Below are 24,268 nucleotides of genomic sequence, written 5' to 3'. Positions count from 1 at the left end.
ATCGCAAACATCCCTAATGATCAGGCCCGTTGCGACCACCGCTCGAATCCGCCCGGGCCCCACTACGAGTTTCCACTCACCTGCGACGAAGTCGCTACTGCGGGGGCAGGATGTGCTCCCCCGTCTTGTCGGTGCTCAGCGACAGTGAACTGATGTACTGCTTCTCCCCGTTGGGCCCGGGCACGTTGGACGCGATCATGTCGGGTCGCTCGAATTCCATTCCGCTGACGTGGCACATCACGAGTGCGTCGGACGGGTTGCCGTGCTCGTCGAACATCGGCAGATCGATGCCGTCATCGGTACGCCGCAGGTAGTACTTGCCCTTGGTGGCCACCGCCAGGATGGGCGGAAGTATCAGTGCGAGAACGAGAGCCACGATCGGCGAGTACGGTTTGATCGCCGGTCCGAATGCGCCGAAGAACACCAGAATCGACAGGATGGCCGACGCCGCCATCGATCCGAAGCCGACCGGATTGATGTTGTAGAGCATGCCACGTCGAAACTCGGGGACCTTGGGTGAGAGCTTCAGGATGTACTTGTTGAAGACGATGTCCGACGCCACCACGGCGATCCACGCGATACCGCAGTTGGCGTAGAAGCCGAGGATGTCGTTGAGGAAGCTGAACATGTTGGCTTCCATCAGGATCAGCGCAATCGCGAGATTGAACAGCACGAAGACCATGCGACCCGGGTAGGTCTTGGTGATGCGGGTGTAGGAGTTGGTCCACGCCAGCGACCCGGAATACGCGTTGGTGACGTTGATCTTGATCTGACTGATGACGACCAGGATCACCGCAAGGGTCATGGCGAGCCAGCCCGGCATGAAGTTCTCGTAGATCTCCAAGAACTGGTGCACCGGCTCGTTGGCTATGGTGGATCCGTCGACCACGTTGGCGATCAGGTACACGGCGAGGAACAGTCCGACGACCTGCTTGAGCGCACCGAAGATGACCCAGCCCGGACCGGCGAGAAGCACTGCGGTCCACCAGCGTCGGGAATTCTCGGGAGTCTTGGGCGGCATGAAACGCAGGTAGTCGATCTGCTCGGCGATCTGCGCGATGAGCGACAGACACACGCCGGCCGCGAGCATCACCGATCCGATGTTGACCCCCTTGCCGTCGGCACCGTCCTGACCGCCGTAGGCGAAGAACTCGCCGACCGAATCGGGATTGCTGAACACGAGGTAGACGAACGGCAGCACCATCAGCACCAGCCACAGTGGGGTGGTCCAGACCTGCAGCTTGGCAAGGGCTTTCATGCCGTAGATGACCAGCGGGATGACCATGATCGTGGACACCGCGTAGCCGATGGGCAACGGGATGCCCAGGCCGAGTTCGAGTCCCTGCGCCATGATCGAGCCTTCGAGCGCGAAGAAGATGAACGTGAACGTCGCGAAGATGACGTTGGTGACCACCGACCCGTAGTAGCCGAAACCGCTTCCCCGCGTGATCAAATCGAGGTCGATGTTGTAGCGGGCGGCATAGTAGGCGAGCGGGAGCCCGGTCAGGAAGATGACGACGGCGAACACCAGGATGCCCCAGAGCGCGTTGCCGGTTCCGTAGGAGATTCCGATGTTGGCACCGATGGCGAAGTCCGCGAGATACGCGATGCCGCCGAGCGCTGACGTCGCGACGACACCGGTACCCCACTTGCGGTAGCTACGCGGCGCGAAGCGCAGCGTGTAGTCCTCGAGCGTCTCTTTCAGCGCGGTGTCTGTCGGCGCAGGCTGTACGGCGGTCATGGATCAACAACGTAGAACCGCCACGTTGCCGCTATGTCTTGGAAAGATGTAGCTCCGGTTACTCAGTCCGGCGATTCGGACATTCGGCCCCGGAGTCCCGCTTTGGCGAGGTTTGTCAGGCGACGGCGCGCGCCGCCAGCAGCGAGAAGTTCGACAGCTCGGCGCGCAGCATGTTCATCGCGCGATGCTGGGCCACTCGCACGGCTCCGGCCGTCATTCCGAGTGCTTCGCCGGTCTGCGGTGCCGTCATTCCCCACACGACTCGCATCAGGATGATCTTGCGGTACTTCGTCGGCAGGGTGTCCATCAATGCCTGGGTGTGGCTACGCAGTTCGTCGCCGAGCGCGAGCTGCTCCGGCCCGGCATCGGTGGACTGCTCCTCCGGCATCTCGTCGATCGAGAACGACTGTCGCAGAACCGATTTACGACCTGCGTCGGCCAGCTTGTGCGCGGCGATCCCGTACACGAACGCCATGAAGGGCTTCCCCATGTCGCGGTACTTGGGAATGGCGGTGACCAGTGCGAGGCAGACCTCCTGCACCACATCGTCCGCGGCGACGTCGAGATTCCCGATGCGAGCTGCGCAGTATCGGCGAACCGGTGGCTGGATCAACACCAGCACCTGTTCGAGAGCGAGTCGATCTCCCGCAACGGCGCGGGGCACAACGTCCTCGAGCCTGTCCATGCCGAAACTCATGGCCGATCTCCTCACTGGCAACGCGCGTCCTCTCCTGAACGCTCACCAGTACTTCGGTGCCGATTCCCACCCGGCTTGGTCCGAACGGGTACCACACCGAACAAAAATTGTGATTCAGGTAACACGGTGTGTCGACGAAGCGAAGTACCGGACAACACCGTCGTCGCAGCACGTGACACTCACACCCGCGGAGCGCCGCCCATGAATACCAACGAGACCACCAGCGAGCAGAGCCATCAGGTCGGTCGCCGCAGCACCGTCGCTGCCGGCGACGGCACCGCGCTGGCGGTTCGCGAGTTCGGGCATCCGAATGCGCCACTGACCGCGGTGTTCGTGCACGGACACTGCCTGCGGATGCAGTCGTGGACCGACCTGCGTGCACAGGTGGAACACGCCTGGGGAGACGATGTGCGGATCGTGATGTACGACCACCGCGGGCACGGGGAGTCGAGTGCGGCCGCGCCGGAGAGCTGCACCATCGATCAGCTCGGTGAGGACCTGGCCGACGTCATCCGTGCGATGGTCCCGTCGGGACCGTTCGTCGTCGTCGGCCATTCGATGGGGGGAATGACGGCGCTCTCCTACGCCCGTCAGAACCCGGAGGCCATCGGCACGCGCCTGGTCGGAGTCGGTTTGATCGCGACGTCGGCGGGTGGAATCACCGACGACGGACTCGGCAGTGCCCTCGCGCATCCCGCGGTGTCGGTGTTCCAGGCCGCTGTTCGACGCGCCCCTCGACTGATGTCGGGTGCCAAGAGACTCAGTCCCGGCGTGTGGGCACCCATCGTCAGGACCGCGGGATGCGGATCCCGAAGAGTCGGTCCGAGGGTGGTGACGCTGGCGACGGCAATGCTGGGCGAGACGTCCATCGTGACGTTGGCCGGCTTCCTCGGGGCATTCCGAGGTCTCGACGAGGTGGCCGGCCTGGCTGCTCTCGCCTCGATCCCCACCCTGGTCTTGTGCGGCTCGGACGACCTGATGACACCGATGCGTCACTCGGAAACCATTGCCGAACATCTGCCCGACGCTCGCCTGGTGTGCGTCGCAGAGGCCGGGCACATGGTGATCCTGGAACGGGCCCGCGAAGTGGCCGATGCCGTCGTCGAACTCGTGACGGCGGCTCGCCGTGCACACGTGCGAGATCTCGCGCTGGCTCGCTAGCGACAAGAACCTGCCGACGACTGTGGCCCGCAACGGAGGATCCGATGCGGGCCACAGCACTGCTGTACGAGAGTTACTTCTTGACGGCGGGAGGAGCGTTGAGGAGCTGGATGAACTGCCCTGCGTTGCCGGCGACGGCACCGAGACCACCGATGGCGGTTCCGGCGAGCGAAGCACCCGAGCCGAGAAGCAGTGCGCCGCCGACGCATCCGGCTACCGGTGCTGCACCGAAGAGCAGCAGGGCAGGCGCGGAGACGGTGCCGGCGGCGATGGCTCCGAGGAAGCAACCGGTGACCAGACCGGTTGCGGCTCCGAGGAATCCACCGACCGAAGCGGACAGGCTGATGTTGTCCTTGACGCCGGAGACTGCGGCGGGCAGGTCGACCTGCTGCAGACCCGGGAGAGAGGCGGAGACCGGGGTTGCCGCGGCAGGTGAGGCGTCGGCGGTCAGGGTGGCGTGGTTTCCGTCGATGACGGCTGCGACGGGGTGCGAGAAGCCGTCTGCGGCAATGGCCAACGGCACCGAGTCGACCAGCACACCGTTGGCGTCGCGGACGACGAGGTGGTTGTCCTCGTTGCTCAGGGTGCCGGCCGTCGTGTCGACGAGGACCTGGTTGCCGGCCTGGGTGACGTTCCACCCGACGGCAGCGGCGGGAGCCGGTGCCGGATCCGCGTAGGCGGTGCCCATGGCGGTCGTCATCGCTGCAATGACCAATGCGGACGTTGCCGCGAATCGAGTCAGCTTCATGTTCCTCAGTCTTTCGTCGTGTCCATCACTCGATGCGAGCAGCGAAAAACTATGGGTGGAACACGCGGGTCAGGAGAACCGAAGATGAACGATCGGGGTCGAATCGAACAACGATTGCGCGCATCGACTCATAAGGGACAGAACGGGTTTCGAAGTCCAAACCGTTCGTAAACGACACGCGCGGGTTGTCTCTACTTACCGAAAAGACCCGGCTTGTTGCTGCCTCCGTGGCTCACCCCGAAGTCGTAGGCGGACTCGGCGTGCTCGTGCTCGTCGAGACCGTCGGCTTCGTGTTGCGCGTCGGCGCGCACTCCCATGACAGCCTTGATCGCGAACGCGATGCCGGTGGTGACGACGGCGCAGTAGGCGAACACCGCAGCCACCGCGACCGCCTGTACCCACAGCTGGTGCAGCCCGCCGCCGTACAACAGACCGTCCACGCCTGCCGGCATCTGCGCACTGGCCACGAGTCCGATCATCAGCGTGCCGACGATGCCGCCGACGAGGTGCACACCGACGACATCGAGCGAATCGTCGTAGCCGAAGCGGTATTTGAGGCCGATGGCCAGGGCACACAGCGCACCCGACGCGATGCCGATCGCCGCGGCGCCGATGGGGGTGACCGCCGTGCACGAGGGTGTGATGGCCACCAACCCGGCCACGACGCCCGAGGCCGCACCGAACGACGTCGCATGGCCGTCCCGCAGCTTCTCGACGACGAGCCACGCCGCCATGGACATCGCTCCGGCACCCATCGTGTTCACCAGAGCCACCGCGGCGACACCGTCCGCGGCCAACGACGATCCCGCGTTGAAGCCGAACCAACCGAACCACAGCAACCCGGCTCCGAGCATGACGGCCGGAAGGTTGTGCGGGCGCATGGGATCTCGCGGCCAACCACGCCGCTTGCCGACCACGAGCGCGAGAACGAGGCCGGCGACACCGGCGTTGATCTCCACCGCAGTTCCGCCGGCGAAGTCGATGGCACCGAGCTTGTTGGTGATCCACCCACCGAACTCACTGGTGAGGCCGTCGAGCGAGAACACCCAGTGCGCCACCGGAAAGTAGACGAGTGTGGACCACAGCGCCGCGAACAGTACCCAGGGTACGAATCGCATTCGGTCTGCGACGGCACCGGAGATCAGCGCCACCGTCACCATCGCGAATCCCGCCTGGAACGCCGCGAACACCAGTGCTGGAACGGTTCCCACCAACGGAATCGACACCGTCCCTGCGGCCGAGGTGTACACCCCACCCAGCAGACCCTCGAAACCGGCGTACTGCAACGGGTTTCCTATCCACCCGCCGATCACGTTGTCGCCGAACACCATCGAGAACCCGAACGCCAACCACAGCAGCCACACCACTGCGATCGCCGACAAACTCATCATCATCATGTTCAGCACACTCTTCGAGCGCACCATGCCGCCGTAGAAGAAGGCCAGGCCGGGAGTCATCAGCAGCACCAGCGCGGTACTGGTCAGCAGCCACGCCGTATCGCCCGCATCGGGCGCGCCGGCGATCACCGTCCCACGAACTTCGGCTTGCGCTTCTCGGATCGTGCGCGGCGCGCTTCTTTCATGTCCTCGCTGCTCCACGCGGCCTCGAACGCAGCGACCTGCTCCGGCGTCGGAACATCCTGTGCTCCATCGTCGTTGAAGACGAGCTTGAGGTGACGCAACGCCAAGGGAGCGAGTTCGGTGATCGACTGCGCCCACTGTGTTGCGACGTCCAGGTCGCCGAGCTTGTTCGCCAGCCCGCAGGTGAACGCCTGCTCGGTGTACACCCGCTCACCGCCGAGCAGGATGGTGCGCGCAACACCGCCGCCCGCGAGCGAGGCCAACCGCCGGATGGTCCAGTTGCTCACCGCGATGCCGAGCCGGGTCGACGGTATTTCGAAGAAGCTGCCCGGCGCAACGACTCGCAGATCGCACGCGACAGCCAACTGTGTGCCGGCACCGACGGCCGGTCCGTTCACCGCGGCCACGACCGGAATCGAGGTCCGCTGGATTGCCGTCAGCATCTCTTCGAGGATCTGCCCGAAGTGCTCGGGAAACGCGTCCCCCGTCAGGTCGGCACCCGCACAGAAGCTGGTGCCCTGGCCGGTGACGACCACGACCCGCGCGCCGTCACGCTCGGCTTGTTCGACTCCGCGATGCACCGCCAGGCACAACTCGGAGTTCAACGCGTTCCGTCGATCCGGCCGCTGCAGTTCGAGGGTGACGACGTCGCCGTCACGAGAGAGTCCGATCACGAGAGCAGAGGTTACCCACCAGTACAGAAAATGACAGTGCGGGGCCTGATCTACTGGTCTCCATGATCGACACTCGGGTCGCCGTCATCGGCGCCGGCCAAGCCGGACTCTCGGCCGGTTATCACCTGCACCGCACCGGACTCACCGCAGGCGAGGGCTTCGTGATGTTGGATCGCTCCCCCGGGCCGGGCGGCGCATGGCAGTTCCGCTGGCCCTCGCTGACGCTGAGCACCGTCAACGGAGTCCACGACCTGCCCGGTATGGCCTTCGCGGACACGCTCGGAGACGAGCCGGCCGAGACCATCGCCGCCGCCGACGCCGTTCCCCGGTACTACCGCGAGTACGAGGACCGCTTCGAACTGCATGTTCGACGCCCCGTCACGGTGACCGTCGTGTGCGATCGGGAACCCCGATTCCGGGTCGAGGCCGGCGAGACCGTCGTCATGGCCGAGGGGCTGATCAATGCGACCGGCACGTGGGAGAAGCCGTTCGTTCCGCACTACGACGGAGCCGAGACCTTTGCAGGCAGGCAACTGCACACCAAGGACTATCGGACGGCCGACGAGTTCGTAGGCAAGCACGTCGTCGTGGTGGGCGGCGGCATCTCGGCCGTCCAACTGCTCGACGAGATCTCGCAGGTCACGTCCACGACATGGGTGACGCGTCGACCACCGGTGTTCCGGGACAGCGAATTCGATCACGATGCCGGCCGCAAGGCCGTCGCCATGGTCGAGGAACGTGTGCGGGCGGGCCTGCCACCCGGCTCGGTCGTCTCGGTGACCGGACTGCTGCTGACGCCGTCGTTGGCTGCCGCCCAGAAACGCGGGGCTCTGGAACGCAAGCCGATGTTCTCGTCCATCACGGAAGATTCGGTGGTGTGGGAGGACGGGTCGACTCAGCACGCCGATGTGATCCTGTGGGCCACCGGTTTTCGGAGCGCCCTCGACCACCTCGCTCCGCTGCGCCTGCGCGGACACGGCGGCGGAATCGTCATGGACGGCAGGCTCACCACCCGCGTGGCCGCGAACCATCGCGTACACCTGCTCGGCTACGGGCCGTCCGCCAGCACGATCGGGGCGAACCGAGCCGGGCGAGCCGCGGTGACCGAACTGCTCGAGACCTTGGACTAACCCAGCCGCTCGGTCACGAATTTCGCCAGCGCGCCCAGTCGCGCCCGGCTCGGCATCGAGGTCGGAACGCCCAACGCATCCAACGGTGCCGACGTCACCGGCCCGACGCAGATCGCGGCGACAGGTCCTCGAAGCGCGTCGAGGAAGGCGTCGAGCATGCCGTTGTCCTTGGCGGTCGAGAGCAGGGACGCCACCGCGGGGGCGCTGGTGAACGTCACCGCATCCACCCGATTCTCGATGATCTGTTCCAACAGGTCGACCAGTGGAGCCTGATCCGCGGGGCGAATCCAGCGGTACACCGGGATCGGTCGGACATGCGCGCCGAGTTCGGTCAGCGCATCACTGAGGTGAATGGTCGGCTCCCACTCGGTGATCACCCCGTGCAGCTGAACTGCGATGTCCACCCCGGCAACACCCTCGGCCTCGAGATGATCGGAGACTTCCTGCGAGGCCTCGGTGGCCGGCGACCACTCCTCGCGGAGCCCCGTGCCACGAATTGCCCCGCGCGCCTTGGGACCTCGGGCAAGGATTCGCGTGTGACCCAGCGCTGTCACGAGTTCTTCGCGCATGCCCCAGTCGGCGGCCGCGTCGAGCCAGCCCCGAAAACCGATGCCGGTACTGATCACGACGATCTGCGGTGGGCGTTCGACGATGCCCTCGGTGGCGGACCTCAGATCGGAGTCGTCGATCAGGGGCAGAACGTGAATCGCCGCGGCGTGAACGATGTTCGCGCCGCGGCGTTCGAGCATGGTGGCCAGTTCGTCTGCACGTCGCTCGGCAGTGAGGGCAACGGTCTTGCCTGCGAGCGAATCGGACATGGGTACAGACTAGGCCCCCGACGTGCCCGGAATGTGACAGGTCAGCTGCTGAACTTGTCCGGGTCCGGGCCGGTGCGGCCGTCGGCGGAGTCCAGCGCGTTGATCTGCTGAATCTCGTCGTTGCTGAGCTCGAAGCCGAACACGTCGAAGTTGCTGGCGATGCGCTTCGGGGTCACCGACTTGGGGATCACCACGTTGCCGAGCTGAATGTGCCAGCGCAGGATGACCTGGGCCGGAGTGACGCCGTGCGTGTCACCGATCTTCGCGAACACCGGCTCGTCGAGAATGGTGCCCGAGCCGAGCGGGCTCCAGGCCTCGGTGGCGATGCCCTTCGAAGTGTGGAACGCGCGCAGCTCCTCCTGGACGAACCGCGGGTGCAGCTCGACCTGGTTGATCGACGGCACCTCGTGGACGGCATCCATCAGCTTCTCCAGGGTGGGGATGGTGAAGTTGGAGACGCCGATGGAGCCGATGCGGCCGTCGGCCTTGAGCTTCTGGAACGCCTTGAACGTGTCGATGTACTTGTCGCGGTCGAGCTGCTGCCAGTGAATGAGGTACAGGTCGAGGTACTCGAGTCCGAGGCGATCCATGCTCGCGTCGAATGCCTTCAGAGTGGAGTCGTAGCCCTGATCGTCGTTCCACAGCTTGGTGGTGATGAACAGCTCGTCACGGGCGATGCCGGACTCTGCGATTGCGCGGCCGGTGCCGGTCTCGTTCTCGTACACCTTGGCGGTGTCGATGCTGCGGTAGCCGACCTTCAGCGCCTCGGTCACTGCGGCCTGCGCACCGTCGTCGGGCACCTGCCACACACCGAACCCCAGCTGGGGAATGGACGTGCCGTCGTTGAGCACGATGGTCGGGACAGTACTGGTCTCGGCTGAATACGTCATACGAATGGCAACGGTGGGTGGGGTGGTGTTGTTCCCGCCCCTTAGTGTTTCGGTGTGACCGCAACGCTTCGTATCGATGATCTCGCCGCTTTTCACGGCGATCGAACCCTGTTCTCCGGACTCGATCTGACGGTTGCCGAGGGTGATGTGATCGGGCTCGTCGGAGCGAACGGTGCAGGCAAGTCGACGTTGTTGACCCTGCTCGCGGGGGTGGGGACGGCCGATCACGAGGGCGAGATCTACACCAGCCCGCCCGACGCGACCGTCGGATATCTGGCGCAGGAGCCCGAGCGGATCGCCGGGGAGACGGTGCTGGACTTCCTCGGTCGACGTACCGGGGTCACGGCGGCCGAAGCCTCCATGAACGCAGCCGCCGAGGCGTTGGGCTCGAGTGACGAGGACCTCTACACCCCCGCGTTGGAGAAGTGGCTGGCACTCGGCGGCGCGGATCTGGCGGAGCGCACGGCGAAGGTTCTCGCGGATCTCGGTCTGGATGTCGACGGGTCTGCGCTGATGACGGCGCTGTCGGGTGGGCAGGCTGCCCGCGCGGGGCTCGCCGCGATTCTGCTCGCTCGCTACGACATCCTGCTGCTCGACGAGCCCACCAACGACCTCGATCTGGCGGGACTCGAGCAACTGGAGCAGTTCGTCGTCGCGACGCGGGCGGCGATCGTCGTCGTCAGTCACGATCGTGAATTCCTGGCGCGGACGGTGACGGGAATAGTGGAACTCGATCGGGCGCAGCGGCGCATCGATGTGTACGACGGCAGCTACCAGTCCTATCTGGCGGAACGGGAGATTGCGCGCCAGCACGCCAGGGAAAAGTACGACGAGTTCGCAGACACCAAGTCCGCGTTGGAGTCTCGGGCGCAGATGCAGCGGAACTGGATGGAGTCGGGGGTGCGCAATGCACGCCGGAAGGCCACCGACAACGACAAGATCGCCCGCAAGACCCGCGCCGAGTCGACCGAGAAGCAAGCCGCGAAAGCCCGTCAGACCCAGCGGCGCATCGAGCGACTCGAGGTGGTCGAGGAGCCTCGCAAGGAGTGGGAGCTGCGGATGGAGATTGCGGCGGCTCCACGCAGTGGCACTGTCGTCGCTGTTCTGGGCGGTGCCATTGTCCGGCGATCCGGGTTCACCTTCGGCCCGGTGACGACGCAGATCGAGTGGGGCGATCGAATTCTGATCACCGGACCGAACGGCTCCGGCAAGACGACGTTGTTGTCGGTGCTGTTGGGCCGGTTGGACCCGGACGAGGGCTCGGCATCGTTGGGTTCGGGTGTGGCGGTCGGTGAAATCGATCAGGCACGAGCATATTTCGTCGGCGAGGGAACAGTGTCCGACGCCTTGAGCGCGGCCGTTCCCGAGTGGCCCGACGCCGAGGTCCGCACACTGTTGGCCAAATTCGGGCTACGCGGCGACGATGCACTGCGGCCGGCGTCGTCTCTCTCGCCCGGTGAGCGAACCCGCGCGGCACTCGCGCTGCTGCAGGCCCGCGGAGTCAACCTGCTGGTACTCGACGAGCCGACCAACCACCTCGATCTGCCTGCCATCGAACAACTCGAACGTGCGATGGAGAACTTCGAGGGAACACTGCTGCTGGTCACCCACGATCGCAGAATGCTCGACACTGTTCGCAGCACTCGCCACTGGACGATGAACGCTGGACAGCTGAGCGAGAAGTAGATCGCACTGAATCGGGTGCAGCTGACCGCGGTGAGCGCGGTCAGCTGCACCCGATTTTCATCAACTGAGCAAAATTTCGTTGACGTCGGCGGCAGGATGCATCGGCAGCCCGTGGTGGGTGGCGTTCTCGAGCACTACGGTCCTCGCCGTCGGCAGAACGGCATGCACAGCCGATTCGATGCAAGCGGCATTGTGCACCTTCCCTTTCCCTGCGAGGACCACGGTGGTGCGCACATCGAAGCCCTCGAACGCAGCAGGCTTCGGCCGCTTCGGAACGATGGTCTTTGCCGTCGGGAAATGTGCGGCCCCGAGCGCGAGGACGTCGAGCCAGTCGGAATCCAAAGCCAGGCCAGCGGTCTCCCACGCTACGAAGCGGCGCTGCCGATTTTCGTTGGGCCGCAGCAGTATCGGCAGCGCATGCAGCAGGTACCGCGGGCTCATGGAGCCGAAGCAGGAATTGGGATCGAGGAGTGTGAGTGCGTCGACGCGGCTTTCGTTGCGCAGAGCGAACGCCAGGGCGATCATCGCGCCGTATGAATGTCCGCAGAGTGCCGCAGTTCGAAGGTCCAGTGCATCGAGAACCGCCGTCACCCAGTTCAGCAGCTCGTCCACGGAGTCGATGGGATGGTCACCTGGAACACTGCGCCCGACGTCGCCCATGATGTCGACCCCGTACACCCGATAGTGCTGCGAGAGTGCCTCGACGTTGGCGAACCACACGGTGGACGTCGCACCCGCCCCCGGTAGCAGCACCAGCGCCGGGCCGTCGGCGGGTCCGCAGGCGTTGATTCGCGTGGTGCCGTGCACCGTCTTCACGTCGATGGCTTGGGTATCTGCCGGCCACTTCAGCAGCACCCGGTCGTAGGCGGAGAAGAATTCGTCCAGCGACATTACAACCCTCTATTCTCTCGATGATCGAGATAGTAGACAATAAAGAGACCGCTCGTCCAGCATCTCCCGAGGGATCAGCACATGACCGAACCTGTCGCCGCCGTGCATGAGCTGCGAGCACTCACCGTCGAGCTCGATCTCCTCGGCGCAGGCTTCGCCCAGAAGCACTCACTTCACCCGACCGACATCCGCGCGATGATCTGCCTGCTGGATGCAGACCGAGCCGGAACGCGTGCCACACCCGGCTGGCTCGGCGCGCAACTGGGTCTGGAATCCGCATCTGTTACCGCCCTGATCGATCGAATGACCAAGCGAGACTTGGTTCTACGCGAACCCGACCCATCCGATCGCAGGCGAGTACTGCTACGCGTCACCGAACATGCAGCCGAACTCGGCACGACGTTCTTCGGCCCCGTCATCGGTCGGGCCGTCGACGAACTCGCGCGTTTCACCCCCGACCAGCGGGCAACGATCGACGAGTTTCTGACGACGATGCGCGCCATCGTTGCCGACGCCCGGGACCAACAGGCAACGTAGTCAACGGAAGCAATCTGTTATTAACCGTTGACAGATCGTTGGGTTTATACAACACTTCATTGTCATGAGCCCCGTCAAGCGCGGTACCGCGCTCCCGATCTTCAACAGGGTGGGTGTTCTGCGGGCAGAACGGAAGATGAGCCGCGCGCAACTGGCCGAACTCGTCGAAGTGAATCCCCAGACAGTGGGCGCCCTCGAACGAGGCGACCACTACCCGAGCCTCGACCTCGCGATGCGCATCTGCGACGTCTTCGATCTGCCGATCGAAGCAGTGTTCTCGCGCACCGAACTCGGACCACTCTCCGCCGAACTCTTCCGAAGGGAGAAGGACCGATGAACACGCACAGTCCCAGCATCTTCAGTAGATATCAGGAAGCCCGGACGAAAGTGTTTCTGGAGAACGAAAAGACCTATGCGAACTGGCTGCCGGGATTGCGAGTCCAGAAACGACGCCGAGCTTTCGTCACCATCCTTCTGGTGCTGCTCACAGCTTCCGCGGGCTTCGCACTGTCGGACCCGCTGTTCGAGTGGGCGATCGGATTCTGGGGAATCTGCTACATCGTGTTCGCGTTCGCGACAATCGTCCTCGGCATCGTGTCCAATCGGCGCGCCGAAGCACCGGTGGAAGCGCTCGACGAGCTCGAAGTCCAGCTCCGCAACCAGGCCCGATCCATCGGCCTGACGGTTACTCAGGTGTTGGGCACCGCTGCCGCGGCGTACCTGTTCCTCGGATCGATTTTCGGGGCAACGAATCTCGGGATCTCCGGCGGCGCACTGATGCTGACCGCTTTGAGCACTGGAGGTGCCACTCCCGCAATGCTTCTCGCATGGACCACTCCCGACCCCGACCCCGAGGACGGCTGACAATGAGCGAACGCACCGACATTCTCACCCGCTACCAGGCGTATCGCACGCGGCGATTCCTCGAGAACGACGCCAAGACAAGGCACTGGCTGCCCGCCTGGCGGACACAGCATCGACGTCGAATCCTCGTTGTCGCGCTGTCCGTCGTTCTCTTCTCCTTCTTCGTCATCAGCATTACCAGCCTCTTCGTCGAGTGGGCAGCAATCGCATGGATACCGGCCGTTCTGCTGTTCCTTCCGATCTGGACGGCGCTGCAGACGGTCTCCGGAAGGCACGGCGACGCTCCGGTCGGAGCACTGGACGAGTGGGAAGTACAGCAACGCAACGAGGCTCGCTCCATCGGCCTCACCATCACGCAGACCCTGGTGATGGCGGCAGCGTTCGCGTCCATCTTTCTGTCGACGGCCAACGACGAGATGCCTCGCCTCGCCTACGCGGGTGGCGGTTGGACCCTGGCGGCATTGCTGGCCGGTATCTGCTCCCCCGCAATGATTCTCGCCTGGATCACCCCCGACCCCGAACTCGAAGACACCGAAGATTTCGACCCGAAGTAACGACCGAAAGGGCACCATGAGCACCCTCACGATCGACTCCGTTTCCAAGAAGTACGGCGACAAGATCGCCCTGGACAACCTCAGCTTCGACGTCCGGCCCGGCGAGCTGTTCGGTTTCGTCGGCAGCAACGGTGCTGGCAAGACCACCACGATGCGCATCGCGCTCGGCGTTCTGTCGGCGGATTCCGGCCAAGTTCTGTTGGGCGGCAAGCCCGTCGACCTCGACGTCCGCCGCACCATCGGCTACATGCCCGAGGAGCGCGGCCTGTATCCCAAGATGAAGGTCGGCCCGCAGTTGGCGTACATGGCCGAACTGCACGGCCTGTCGTCCAAGGACGCGAAGGCTGCGGTGATCCGCTGGACCGAACGCCTCGGCATCGACCAGCGGGTCAACGACACCGTCGACGCCCTGAGCCTGGGCAACCAGCAGCGGGTGCAGTTGGCGGCCGCGCTGGTGCACGACCCCGCAGTGCTGGTACTGGACGAGCCGTTCTCCGGACTCGACCCCATCGCCGTCGACGTGATGAGCGAGGTGCTGCGCGAAAAAGCCGCTGCCGGAGTGCCGGTGGTGTTCTCCAGTCACCAGCTCGACCTGGTGCAACGTCTGTGCGATCGCGTCGGCATCATCGCCGCCGGCTCGATGAAGGCCGTCGGTACCGTCGACGAGCTACGCGGATCGGGAGATGCGCAACTGCGCGTCCATGCACCGCACGCGGCACCCGGATGGGCGTCGGGCATCGCCGGGGTGAGCACCCTCGGCCACAGCGACGGCGTCACAGTCCTGGGCTTGGCACCCGGGGCCGACGATCAAGAAGTCCTCCGAGCCGCACTGGCGACCGGTCCGGTACACGACTTCTCCATCCAGAAACCTTCCCTGAGCGACCTGTTCCGAGAGGCGGTAGTGGCATGAGCTCCCAACTGAACTCCTTCAGCGCAGTGTCTTTGATAGCCAAGCGCGAGTTCACCGTTCAGGTGATGAAGAAGAGCTTCGTCATCAGTAACGTGATCATTCTGGCCGTCATCGTCGGCGGCATCATCGCGTTCTCGATCTTCTCCGGCAGCGGCGACGAAGAGCGCGACGTCATCGGCGTCGCCGGAGACCAGTCCATTGCAACGGTATTGGAGGCGACCGGAGACGCTGTCGGCAGCCCCGTCGAGGTCCGTGACGTTGCCGACGCGGCAGCCGCACGCAGCGGCGTCGAATCCGGGGATCTCGACGTGGCATTGATTCCGGACGGAACCGCGGGTGCGTACACCGCCGTCACCGAGTCCGATCTGACCGGAACGTTGAGGGCTGTCGTCGAAGGTAGTGTAGCGACGCAGGCAACGAATACTGCACTGGCGCAACAAGGTGTCGATCAGAACGAACTCGGGGCAGCGACGAGTGCCGCGACAGTCACCGTCGACGCAATCGATCCGCCGGATCCCGAAGCCGGTCAGCGGACCGCTCTGGCGCTGTCCGCAGTGTTCCTGCTATATGCCCAGATCATCGGCTTCGGCATGTACGTCGCGATGGGCGTCGTCGAGGAAAAGTCCTCACGCGTGGTCGAACTGTTGCTCTCCACCGTCCGCCCCCTGCAGTTGCTGTGGGGAAAGATTCTCGGTATCGGTGCGGTCGGCATTCTGCAGCTCGCCCTGTACGGAATAGCCGGTGTAGGAGCGGGATTGGGTACAGGCGTCCTGACGGTCACCGGCGCCGCGGTGAGCGTCTTCGCGGCAACGCTGGCGTGGTTCATCTTGGGATTTGCCTTCTTCGCGGTGCTCTACGCGGCCGGCGGGTCGATGGTCTCGCGGCAGGAGGACGTCAATTCGACAACCATGCCGCTCCTGATCCTGATCATGGCGATGTTCTTCGCAGCGTTCTATTCCGTCAGCGACCCGGAGAGCACCCTGGCCAACACCTTGAGCTGGATTCCTCCGTTCTCCGCCATCATGATGCCGCTGCGTATCGCGGCCGGAGTGACCTCGCCGGTTCAGATCGTCGGATCGGCAGTCCTGATGATCGTCACCACCGCGATCCTCGCGATGGGTGCAGCCAAGATCTACCAGCGATCCATTCTCCGGATCGGCAAGACCGTCTCGTGGAAGGAAGCGTTTGCTCGCTAGGGTTCGCTGCGTAGGCTCCCCGACATGAGCCCACGGACATCCGCCGCCGAGATTCTCGATTCCGTTCTCGACGGCGGATCGTTCGTGTCCTGGGACTCCGAGCCGGTCGATGTTCACCCCAACGACTCCTATCAGCGCGACCTCGCGAAGGCGCGGGAAAAGAGCGGGGTCGACGAGTCGGTGCTGACGGGCGAGGGCACCATCGACGGCCGGCGCGTGGTGATGATCGCGTGCGAGTTCGCGTTTCTCGCCGGTTCGATCGGCGTTGCTGCGGCCGAGCGCATCACCTCCGCCATCGAGCGCGCCACCGCGGAGGGCCTGCCGCTCATCGCCTCCCCCACCTCCGGTGGCACGCGCATGCAGGAGGGAACGTTGGCCTTCGTGCAGATGGTCAAGATCGCCTCCGCCGTCACCGCGCACAAGGCGGCGCACCTGCCGTACCTGGTGTATTTGCGCAACCCCACGACCGGCGGCGTGTTCGCGTCCTGGGGATCGTTGGCCCACGTCACCGTCGCCGAACCCGGTGCGCTCATCGGATTTCTCGGCCCGCGCGTTTATCAGGCGTTGTACGACAAGCCCTTTCCGGACGGGGTGCAGACCGCCGAGAATCTTTATCAGCACGGCGTCATCGATGGCGTGGTGCCGTTGGATCACCTGCGTCACCTACTGATTCGCACACTTCGAGTGATCCTCGACGCCACCGTGTGGCCCGATCTCACCGGCGATGAGCCGGCCGAGATACCGGAGCAGTCTGCCTGGCATTCGGTGCAGTCCTCCCGTCGCGCGGATCGCCCCGGCATTCGGCAACTCATCGAACACGCTGCCAGCGAACACGTTCCACTGAGCGGCACCGGTCAGGGCGAGGCCGATACGTCGATTCTGTTGTCGCTGTGCCGAATCCGAGGGATCTCTTGCGTCCTGTTCGGCAACGACCGAAGCAGCAGCACCGCCACCGCCACCATGGGTCCGGCGGCACTGCGAGAAGCGCGACGCGGCATGCGCCTCGCCGAGGAACTGCGCCTACCGCTGGTGCTGGTGATCGACACCTTCGGGGCGGCACTGTCCAAGGAAGCCGAAGAAGGTGGCCTGGCACCCGAGATCGCGCGCTCGATCTCCGATCTCGTCACCGTCGATACCCCGACCGTCTCGGTTCTGCTCGGCCAGGGCACCGGCGGTGGAGCGCTCGCGCTTCTCCCCGCCGACCGGGTGCTGTGCGCCCAGAACGCCTGGCTCGCACCGCTTCCGCCCGAGGGTGCCAGTGCCATCGTGCACCGCGACACCGCTCACGCTCCGGATATGGCCGAGGCCCAAGGCATCAGGTCGGTCGATCTTCTGCGCGATGGCATCGTCGACGCCATCGTTCCCGAACTGCCCGATGCGGCCGACGAGCCCGCCGCGTTCTCCGGCCGCATCGCCGACGCCATCGTCCGGGAACTGCACGCGCTGTCGATCGTCGATCCCGCCACCCGGACTCGAAACAGACTCGGCCGCTACCGCAATCTCGGATAGAGCGGCTCCGCCGCATGTGCGCGAGGTGCCTTCGGGTCGTTCCGCAGGCTCCGCTCCCGCCTCGACCCCTGCTACGAGACCGGAGTGGAGCCTGCGGAACGACCGCAGGCTCCGCCGTGCACCTGCGAGGTCACGAGCGCAAGTACGTCGCCGGCACGGAGATCGGCGGGCAACTCCACCGGACTGACGCACCGTCGACCCGGGCCGTGCACGTCGACCTTGACCACCGCGCCCACCGAATGCCGGTTGACCACCACGGCCTGGCGCAGATCCCCGAACTCGGCGTCGACGCCCACCTCGCCGGCGATCACCGAACGCACCCGCGTCACCAGAATCGAGCCCCACTGCACCGGCGTGCCCTGCGCATCGGCCAGGTCCTCCAACGCAACGCCGTCGACGGTGATCCGGCCGCACACACAGTGCGTGTCGGCAGGCCAGAGCGCTGGATCGCACCGCGCAACGTAGGCGGCACCGAGGGACGGAAGCATGTCGAGAAGTGTCATGAGAAGCAGTCTTGCGCCGCGAGGTGGCGTCGAACAGAGGTGTTGACGCAATCTTGACGGCACCGGCAGGAAATTTGACGACTTCGGCTCGCGATGCCCTCTACTGTACCCACTGGTACATTCAGTCGGGTGATTGCAGACGACGTCTACCGCCGCGGCCGAGCCGGCCTGCCCTCGTGGATCACCGATCACGACGGCCGCCGCACCGAACTTCCGATCGCGCGCTGGATGGGCGGAACCCATTCGACGATCGAAGACATCAGGGCGGACGAAGCCTCGATCGCTTTCTGCACCGGCCCCACCCTCGACCTCGGCTGTGGACCAGGGCGTTTGACCGAAGCTCTCACCCGCGCCGGCGTTCCCGCGCTGGGAGTCGATACGTCCTCGGTCGCTGTGGAGATGACGAACCATCGCGGCGGTCTCGCGTTGCAGCAGGACATCTTCTGCGCGATACCGGGGGCGGGCCAGTGGTCACACGTACTGCTCGCGGACGGCAACATCGGCATCGGCGGTGACCCGGCTGCACTTCTGAGGACGGTTCGCTCGCTGCTGCACGAGACCGGCACGGCCGTCGTCGAAGTGGATTCCGCGTCGGGTGTCGACGATCGGAATCGAACGGTCCGATGGGAGACCGACGACTGCGTGGGCGAATGGTTCACTTGGGCCAGCGTGGGCGCGAGCGCGCTGTACGCGCTGGCGGTCACGGCGGGCCTGCGGGTCCGTCGGACTGTCGAATCGAACGGACGAGTGTTCATCGAACTCGCTGTTCACAGCATCGACCGAGGAGTCGGAGACCCGTGAGCAAGGAACTGCCGAGAACAGCCAAGGGCAGACGAACCAGGGCGGCGATCGTCGATGCGGCCGCGTCGATGATGTACACCCACGGCGTCGCCGGAACGACTCTCGATGACGTACTCGCCGCGTCCGAAACCGGAAAATCGCAGCTCTATCACTACTTCTCCGACAAGTCGGACCTGGTGGAAGCCGTGATTGCACGTCAGCTCGAACGCGTCCTGGCCGCCCAGCCGCGCCTGGCCCACATCGACAGCCTCGAGGACATCGACGCATGGGCCGCCGAGATCGTCCGCAATCACGAACAACCAGGGGGCCCGTTCTCGTGCCCCCTCGGTTCGCTCGCTGCAGAACTCAAGAACGACGCGGCGTTCGTCCCCAGCCTTCATGCCGCGTTCCGACGCTGGGAACAGCCGCTCGAACAGGGGCTTCGCCGCATGGTCGACCGCGGGGAACTCGATGTGTCGACCGATCCGGCCGCAACTGCCGCCACGCTGATCGCGTCGCTTCAGGGCGGAATGTTGATCGCCCGCATCGCGGGCGATGTGCAACCGCTGCGCGACACTCTGGACGCGGCCGTAGCCGCGGTCCGTCGCCGTCGGACTCGACACTGACACCGACCCTGGCGAACGGGCCCGAAGTGCGCTAACCTCGACCTCACAGTTTGTACTACTGGGTACAAAATTGGAGACGGGAACCAGAATGCAGCGACTTCCCACGTTCCGTAGCCCGATCCGTGGCGTCTGGTTCACGTCGGTCCTGGCGTCCGTCCTGCTCGTCGCCCTGCCGATCGTGACGATCACCGGCTTCATCTCCTGGGCCGCATACGGCCCCCAGTTCGGCCAGGCCATGCCGGGCGACGTCGGGTGGCTACGAATTCCGTCGTTCGACTGGCCGACCGAGCCTGCCTGGCTCTATCGGCTCACCCAGGGCCTGCATGTGGGACTGGGACTGGTCATGGTGCCGATCGTGCTCGCCAAGCTGTGGTCGGTGATCCCGAAACTGATCGAGATGCCCCCGGTTCGCAGTGTCGCGCACCTTCTCGAGCGAATCTCGTTGCTGGCGTTGGTCGGTGGCATCCTCTTCGAGATCATCACCGGTGTGCTGAACATTCAGTACGACTACATCTTCGGCTTCAGCTTCTACACCGCCCACTACTGGGGCGCCTGGGTGTTCGTCGCCGGCTTCGTCGCCCACGTGGCGCTCAAGCTGCCGACCATGGTGACCGCGTTGAGAACGCGGCCGTTCCTGGAATTGATGCGCATTCGAGTCGCTGACACGGTGCCCGATGCCGACGACGAATCAGGGCTTGCTGCAACCGATCCCGCTCCGGCGACGATCAGCAGACGCGGAGCTCTCACACTCGTGGGCGGTAGCGCACTGTTCGTCGCGGTCCTCAGCGTTGGGCAGACGACGGGCGGACCACTGCGCTCAGCGGCGATACTGCTGCCTCGCGGACGCTCGTACGGCGACGGCCCCAACGACTTCCAGATAAACCGTACCGCGCAGTCCGCAGGCGTCACCGATGCGCAGACAGGCGATGCGTGGCGGCTGACCGTACTGGCCGGCGGTACCGAGGTAGTACTCACCCGAGCTCAACTCGAGCAGATGGATCTGCACACCGTCGAACTCCCGATTTCCTGCGTCGAGGGCTGGTCGACGGTTCAGACGTGGACCGGAGTTCCGCTGCGAGATCTGGCGGCACTCGTGGGTGTCGATGCCGTCGATACCGGTGAGGTGCGGTCGCTCGAACCCGTCGGGTCGTTCAACCGCGTCACCTTGGGAGGACACCAGATGATGCATCCGGATTCACTTCTCGCACTGAAAGTGAACGGGGCCGACCTGTCCCTCGATCACGGCTATCCCGCTCGCATCATGATGCCGGCGATACCCGGAGTGCACGCCACCAAGTGGATCGAGTCCGTCGAATTCTTCGAGGAGCGAGCATGACGACGTTTCGAGCCAGGTACGGCGCAGGACCGCTGCATCTCGCGGTCACGGCCTGCTGCCTCGCCCTGGCCGGCGCGGTCGTCCTGACGATCGGCTTCCCGGCCCTGTGGAACACCGAAACGTGGTGGCAGTCCATCGGACTCTGGTTCGTCGGGGCAGCGGTGGTGCACGATGCGATCCTGTTTCCGCTGTACGCCGTGCTGGACCGGACGCTGGTCGCTCGTCTGGGCAGGTTCGTCAACGCAGTCCGCATCCCCGCGCTCGGGGCGGGTCTGAGCCTGCTGCTCTTCGCACCGGGGATCTTCGCCCACGGGAGCGAAACGTACGAGGCCGCCACGGGTCAGACACAGGAGCCGTACGCAATGCGATGGCTGCTGTTGGTAGCGGGGATGTTCGCGGCCAGCGCAGCGTTCTACGGCGGCCGCGAAATACTTCGGCAGAGGCGTCGACGCGATCTTGACGTGCACCGGGCACGGTTGCACGCAACGACCGCCGGTCGACGGGATCCCGCCGGTCGTCGCCGGTAGTGCGCAACCCGGCCCGCACCACGCAGCCCCGAACTACGCTCCACAACATGAGTGGCGAGTATCGACAGGCCTTCGACGATAGTATCGACAACCGTGAGCAATTCTGGCTCGACGCCGCAGCGGGAGTCGACTGGGACACCCCTCCCACCAGCGCGTTCGACGGCACTCACTGGTTTCCCGGGGCCCGCCTGAACACGTGCTACAACGCCTTGGACCGGCACGTCGACGCCGGACACGGCGACCGGACCGCGTTGATCTACGACTCGGCGATGCTCGGACTCACCCGCAGCTACACCTACGCCGAACTTCTCGACCACGTCGCTCGATTCGCCGGTGTGCTGCGTGAGCAGGGCGTCGGACCGGGCGACCGCGTGGTGATCTACCTCCCGATGATCCCCGAGGCGGTCGTCGCGATGCTCGCGTGCGCTCGACTCGGCGCAGTGCATTCGGTGGTGTTCGGCGGCTTCGCAGCCAAGGAGCTGGCAGCGCGAATCGACGACGCCGAGCCGGTCCTGCTGATCACCGCCAGCGGCGGGTTCGAGCCGGGTCGCGTCATCGAATATCTGCCGCTGGTGCAGCGCGCCCTGACCCTGACGACCGCAAAGGTACCGGCGGTGATCGTCAAGACCCGTGAGGGAATCCCCGGCAGTCACGACTGGCTGGACTGGGACTCCCTCATCGCCGACGCCACCGCCGCACAACCGGTTTCGGTGCTGGCAACCGATCCGCTCTACATCCTCTACACCTCGGGTACGACCGGTAAGCCCAAGGGTGTGGTGCGCGACAACGGCGGTCATGCCGTCGCGCTGACGTGGTCGATGCGCAACATCTACGACGTGGGTGCCGGTCAGGTGATGTGGACCGCGTCCGACGTCGGCTGGGTGGTCGGGCACTCGTACATCGTCTATGCGCCGCTGTTCGCCGGTGCCACAACGGTTCTGTACGAGGGCAAACCCGTCGGGACTCCCGATGCCGGCGCGTTCTGGCGGGTGATCCAGGATCATGGCGTCCGTGCCCTGTTCACGGCGCCGACTGCACTGCGCGCCATCCGCAAGGTCGATCCCCATGCGGCCGAGCTCGAGAAGTACGACGTCTCGTCGCTCGAGACACTCTTCGTCGCAGGTGAGCGTCTCGATCCCGATACGTACGAATGGATTTCGCGAACCCTGGACCGGCCCGTGGTCGACCACTGGTGGCAGACCGAAACCGGGTGGGCCATCTGCGCCAATCTTCGCGGTCTGGAACCACTTCCGATCAAGTCGGGCTCGCCGACGGTGCCGGTGCCGGGGTTCCAGGTCGGTATCCTCGACGCCTCGGGCAATCCGGTGGACGCAGGCACCGAGGGCAACATCGTCGTGAAGCTGCCGCTGCCACCGGGCGCGTTGGTGGGGCTGTGGAACGACGAATCACGTTTCCAGCGTTCGTATCTGGATACGTTCCCCGGGTACTACCTCACCGGCGATTCGGGCTACATCGACGCCGACGGCTACGTCTACGTCCTCGGCCGTAGCGACGACGTCATCAACGTCGCCGGCCACCGTCTGTCGACCGGGTCGATGGAAGCCGTGCTCGCCGGTCACCCCGCCGTGGCCGAATGCGCGGTGATCGGCATCCACGACGACCTCAAAGGCCAACGCCCCAGCGGGTACGTGGTACTCAAGGCCGGCGAGCAGATCACCGAGGAACAACTGCGCACCGAACTGGTGGCCATGGTCCGCGATCAGATCGGTGCCCTCGCCACGTTCCGCGACGTGACGATCGTCGGAGCCCTGCCCAAGACCCGCTCGGGCAAGATCCTGCGGAAAACGATGCGGCAGATCGTCGCCGGTGAGGAATACGGCGTGCCGTCGACCATCGAGGATCCGGCAGTCCTCGACGCACTGGAGAAGCTGCTCGGCAGATAGGCGGCGGCAATACGAGCAACCATGGCCGAAACCCGCGCGCCACAGGAGTCTCCCGCGCGATAGCGTCGTCGACATGACAGATCTCGACACCCGTCCCGCGGTGGATTGGCTTGCGTTCGGAGCCGTCACCGTCACGGTGATCTCGTGGGCCTCGGCCTTCGTGGCGATTCGCGGCGTCGGCGAATCCTTCGGAGCCGGTCCGCTCGCATTGGGCCGGTTGCTCATCGGATCCGTCGCGCTCGGTGCGATCGTTCTGGTCAGAAGGCAGTGGGTCAAGCCGAACCGCACGCAGTGGCTGCAGATCATCAGCATCGGCGTCTTCTGGTTCGGTATCTACAACGTCGCCCTCAATGCCGCCGAGCAACGCGTCGACGCCGGCACGACGTCGATGATCATTCAGATCGGTCCGATTCTGGTCGCCCTGTTCGCGGGTCTGCTTCTGGGCGAGGGCTTTCCGAAGTGGTTGGTGATCGGAGCGGGCATCGCGTTCGCCGGGGCAGTGATGGTCGGTGTCGTCACTGCCGTCACCACCACGTCCACGACCAAGACAGACGCTGACTTCCTGGGCATCGCACTGTGTCTGGTGTCCGCGGTGACCTACGCCGTCGGAGTGCTCAGCCAGAAACCGGTGCTGCGCACCATCCCCGGACTTCAGGTGACGTGGATGGCCTGCACCATCGGCGCAGTGTGCACGCTGCCGTTCGCACCGGCGCTGCTCGACGACCTCGGGTCCGCTTCTGCCGGTGCCACAGGCGGATTGATCTACCTCGGCCTGGTACCGACAGCCCTGGCGTTCAGCACCTGGGCCTACGCGTTGACGCGAATGAACGCAGGCAAGCTCGGCATCACCACATATGCCGTTCCGCCGATCACCATCACACTGGCCTGGTTGCTACTGGGCGAGGTTCCGCATTACCTCGCTGTGGTGGGCGGAGTGATCTGTCTCGTGGGAGTCGGGTTGTCCCGCAGAAGATAGGGGTCACTCCGCAGGCTCCGCTCGAGCGCT

General features: G+C 64.9%; 25 protein-coding genes. 16 read left to right on the top strand and 9 right to left on the bottom strand.

Annotated elements, in window-relative coordinates; genetic code table 11:
• Positions 1-94: 94 nt before the first annotated feature.
• The gene (locus QM590_RS10780) at positions 95-1,741 is read right to left on the bottom strand and encodes a purine-cytosine permease family protein (RefSeq protein ID WP_094686726.1); all 1,647 of its coding nucleotides are present in this window, start codon (positions 1,739-1,741) and stop codon (positions 95-97) included.
• A gap of 115 nt (positions 1,742-1,856) precedes the next feature.
• Entirely contained in the window at positions 1,857-2,438 is a 582-nt protein-coding gene (shbA, locus tag QM590_RS10775; RefSeq protein WP_068051103.1) for an RNA polymerase sigma factor ShbA, read from the bottom strand.
• A gap of 201 nt (positions 2,439-2,639) precedes the next feature.
• Here shbA and QM590_RS10770 point away from each other — a divergent pair, with 201 nt between their 5' ends.
• Positions 2,640-3,599 carry an alpha/beta fold hydrolase gene (locus tag QM590_RS10770; protein ID WP_269594859.1) on the top strand — a complete coding sequence of 320 codons (960 nt, stop codon included), beginning with the start codon at positions 2,640-2,642 and terminating at the stop codon, positions 3,597-3,599.
• 73 nt (positions 3,600-3,672) lie between these two features.
• Here the strand turns inward: QM590_RS10770 and QM590_RS10765 are convergent, their stop codons facing one another.
• The 3 genes from QM590_RS10765 to QM590_RS10755 form a co-directional block, all read right to left on the bottom strand.
• Positions 3,673-4,347: a DUF8020 domain-containing protein gene (locus tag QM590_RS10765; protein WP_269594858.1), complete on the bottom strand. Its 675-nt coding sequence runs from the start codon at positions 4,345-4,347 to the stop codon at positions 3,673-3,675.
• Positions 4,348-4,538: 191 nt separating this feature from the next.
• The gene (locus QM590_RS10760) at positions 4,539-5,873 is read right to left on the bottom strand and encodes an ammonium transporter (RefSeq protein ID WP_269594857.1); all 1,335 of its coding nucleotides are present in this window, start codon (positions 5,871-5,873) and stop codon (positions 4,539-4,541) included.
• Positions 5,870-6,601, bottom strand: a complete 732-nt coding sequence (locus QM590_RS10755) for an enoyl-CoA hydratase (RefSeq protein ID WP_094686727.1) — start codon at positions 6,599-6,601, stop codon at positions 5,870-5,872. The genes QM590_RS10760 and QM590_RS10755 overlap by 4 nt, the downstream gene beginning before the upstream one ends.
• A 62-nt stretch (positions 6,602-6,663) precedes the next feature.
• Between QM590_RS10755 and QM590_RS10750 the strand changes: the two genes are divergently transcribed.
• Positions 6,664-7,731 (top strand): NAD(P)-binding domain-containing protein, encoded by a 1,068-nt coding sequence (locus QM590_RS10750; protein WP_269594856.1) that lies wholly within the window; start codon positions 6,664-6,666, stop codon positions 7,729-7,731.
• On the opposite strand, the gene QM590_RS10745 is transcribed toward QM590_RS10750, so the two are convergent.
• Positions 7,728-8,549 carry a uroporphyrinogen-III synthase gene (locus tag QM590_RS10745; protein WP_269594855.1) on the bottom strand — a complete coding sequence of 274 codons (822 nt, stop codon included), beginning with the start codon at positions 8,547-8,549 and terminating at the stop codon, positions 7,728-7,730. The genes QM590_RS10750 and QM590_RS10745 overlap by 4 nt on opposite strands.
• 41 nt (positions 8,550-8,590) lie before the next feature.
• On the bottom strand, positions 8,591-9,439 hold the full coding sequence (locus QM590_RS10740; RefSeq protein WP_269594854.1) for an aldo/keto reductase: 849 nt from the start codon (positions 9,437-9,439) through the stop codon (positions 8,591-8,593).
• Between the two features lie 54 nt (positions 9,440-9,493).
• Here QM590_RS10740 and QM590_RS10735 point away from each other — a divergent pair, with 54 nt between their 5' ends.
• Positions 9,494-11,125 (top strand): ABC-F family ATP-binding cassette domain-containing protein, encoded by a 1,632-nt coding sequence (locus QM590_RS10735; RefSeq protein ID WP_269594853.1) that lies wholly within the window; start codon positions 9,494-9,496, stop codon positions 11,123-11,125.
• Between the two features lie 60 nt (positions 11,126-11,185).
• Here the strand turns inward: QM590_RS10735 and QM590_RS10730 are convergent, their stop codons facing one another.
• Positions 11,186-12,016 (bottom strand): alpha/beta fold hydrolase, encoded by an 831-nt coding sequence (locus QM590_RS10730; protein WP_269594852.1) that lies wholly within the window; start codon positions 12,014-12,016, stop codon positions 11,186-11,188.
• An 81-nt stretch (positions 12,017-12,097) separates the two neighbouring features.
• On the opposite strand from QM590_RS10730, the gene QM590_RS10725 reads away from it, so the two are divergent.
• The 7 genes from QM590_RS10725 (at position 12,098) to QM590_RS10695 (ending at position 17,586) form a co-directional block, all read left to right on the top strand.
• Complete coding sequence (locus QM590_RS10725) at positions 12,098-12,553, top strand: MarR family winged helix-turn-helix transcriptional regulator (protein ID WP_269594851.1); 456 nt, start codon at positions 12,098-12,100, stop codon at positions 12,551-12,553.
• A 64-nt stretch (positions 12,554-12,617) separates the two neighbouring features.
• Positions 12,618-12,890: a helix-turn-helix transcriptional regulator gene (locus QM590_RS10720; RefSeq protein WP_032372936.1), complete on the top strand. Its 273-nt coding sequence runs from the start codon at positions 12,618-12,620 to the stop codon at positions 12,888-12,890.
• Positions 12,887-13,417, top strand: coding sequence for a hypothetical protein (locus tag QM590_RS10715; protein ID WP_269594850.1), 531 nt, complete (start codon positions 12,887-12,889; stop codon positions 13,415-13,417). Before QM590_RS10720 ends, QM590_RS10715 begins: the two co-directional genes overlap by 4 nt.
• Before the next feature lie 2 nt (positions 13,418-13,419).
• Positions 13,420-13,971 (top strand): hypothetical protein, encoded by a 552-nt coding sequence (locus QM590_RS10710; protein ID WP_269594849.1) that lies wholly within the window; start codon positions 13,420-13,422, stop codon positions 13,969-13,971.
• 16 nt (positions 13,972-13,987) lie between these two features.
• Entirely contained in the window at positions 13,988-14,881 is an 894-nt protein-coding gene (locus QM590_RS10705) for an ABC transporter ATP-binding protein (RefSeq protein WP_094669760.1), read from the top strand.
• Positions 14,878-16,077 carry an ABC transporter permease gene (locus tag QM590_RS10700; protein WP_269594848.1) on the top strand — a complete coding sequence of 400 codons (1,200 nt, stop codon included), beginning with the start codon at positions 14,878-14,880 and terminating at the stop codon, positions 16,075-16,077. Before QM590_RS10705 ends, QM590_RS10700 begins: the two co-directional genes overlap by 4 nt.
• 24 nt (positions 16,078-16,101) lie before the next feature.
• Positions 16,102-17,586 carry a carboxyl transferase domain-containing protein gene (locus QM590_RS10695; protein WP_269594847.1) on the top strand — a complete coding sequence of 495 codons (1,485 nt, stop codon included), beginning with the start codon at positions 16,102-16,104 and terminating at the stop codon, positions 17,584-17,586.
• Between the two features lie 71 nt (positions 17,587-17,657).
• Here the strand turns inward: QM590_RS10695 and QM590_RS10690 are convergent, their stop codons facing one another.
• The gene (locus QM590_RS10690; protein ID WP_188078536.1) at positions 17,658-18,089 is read right to left on the bottom strand and encodes a type III PLP-dependent enzyme domain-containing protein; all 432 of its coding nucleotides are present in this window, start codon (positions 18,087-18,089) and stop codon (positions 17,658-17,660) included.
• Between the two features lie 129 nt (positions 18,090-18,218).
• Here QM590_RS10690 and QM590_RS10685 point away from each other — a divergent pair, with 129 nt between their 5' ends.
• From QM590_RS10685 to QM590_RS10660, 6 genes are all read left to right on the top strand, one after another.
• Positions 18,219-18,890: a class I SAM-dependent methyltransferase gene (locus QM590_RS10685; protein WP_269594846.1), complete on the top strand. Its 672-nt coding sequence runs from the start codon at positions 18,219-18,221 to the stop codon at positions 18,888-18,890.
• On the top strand, positions 18,887-19,495 hold the full coding sequence (locus QM590_RS10680; RefSeq protein ID WP_411741324.1) for a TetR/AcrR family transcriptional regulator: 609 nt from the start codon (positions 18,887-18,889) through the stop codon (positions 19,493-19,495). Before QM590_RS10685 ends, QM590_RS10680 begins: the two co-directional genes overlap by 4 nt.
• An 88-nt stretch (positions 19,496-19,583) precedes the next feature.
• Positions 19,584-20,831, top strand: a complete 1,248-nt coding sequence (locus tag QM590_RS10675; RefSeq protein ID WP_269594845.1) for a molybdopterin-dependent oxidoreductase — start codon at positions 19,584-19,586, stop codon at positions 20,829-20,831.
• Positions 20,828-21,358, top strand: a complete 531-nt coding sequence (locus QM590_RS10670) for a hypothetical protein (protein ID WP_269594844.1) — start codon at positions 20,828-20,830, stop codon at positions 21,356-21,358. The genes QM590_RS10675 and QM590_RS10670 overlap by 4 nt, the downstream gene beginning before the upstream one ends.
• A 47-nt stretch (positions 21,359-21,405) precedes the next feature.
• Entirely contained in the window at positions 21,406-23,262 is a 1,857-nt protein-coding gene (locus tag QM590_RS10665) for a propionyl-CoA synthetase (RefSeq protein ID WP_269594843.1), read from the top strand.
• A gap of 73 nt (positions 23,263-23,335) precedes the next feature.
• A complete protein-coding gene (locus QM590_RS10660; RefSeq protein WP_269594842.1) occupies positions 23,336-24,238 on the top strand; it encodes a DMT family transporter in 903 nt (300 codons plus the stop codon).
• Positions 24,239-24,268 lie beyond the last annotated feature (30 nt).

It is taken from the genome of Rhodococcus sp. IEGM 1372 (assembly GCF_030056835.1).
Taxonomy (GTDB): domain Bacteria; phylum Actinomycetota; class Actinomycetes; order Mycobacteriales; family Mycobacteriaceae; genus Rhodococcoides.
The sequence above is the reverse complement of the archived record's forward strand: the minus strand, read 5'-3'. Positions and strand labels throughout refer to the sequence as shown.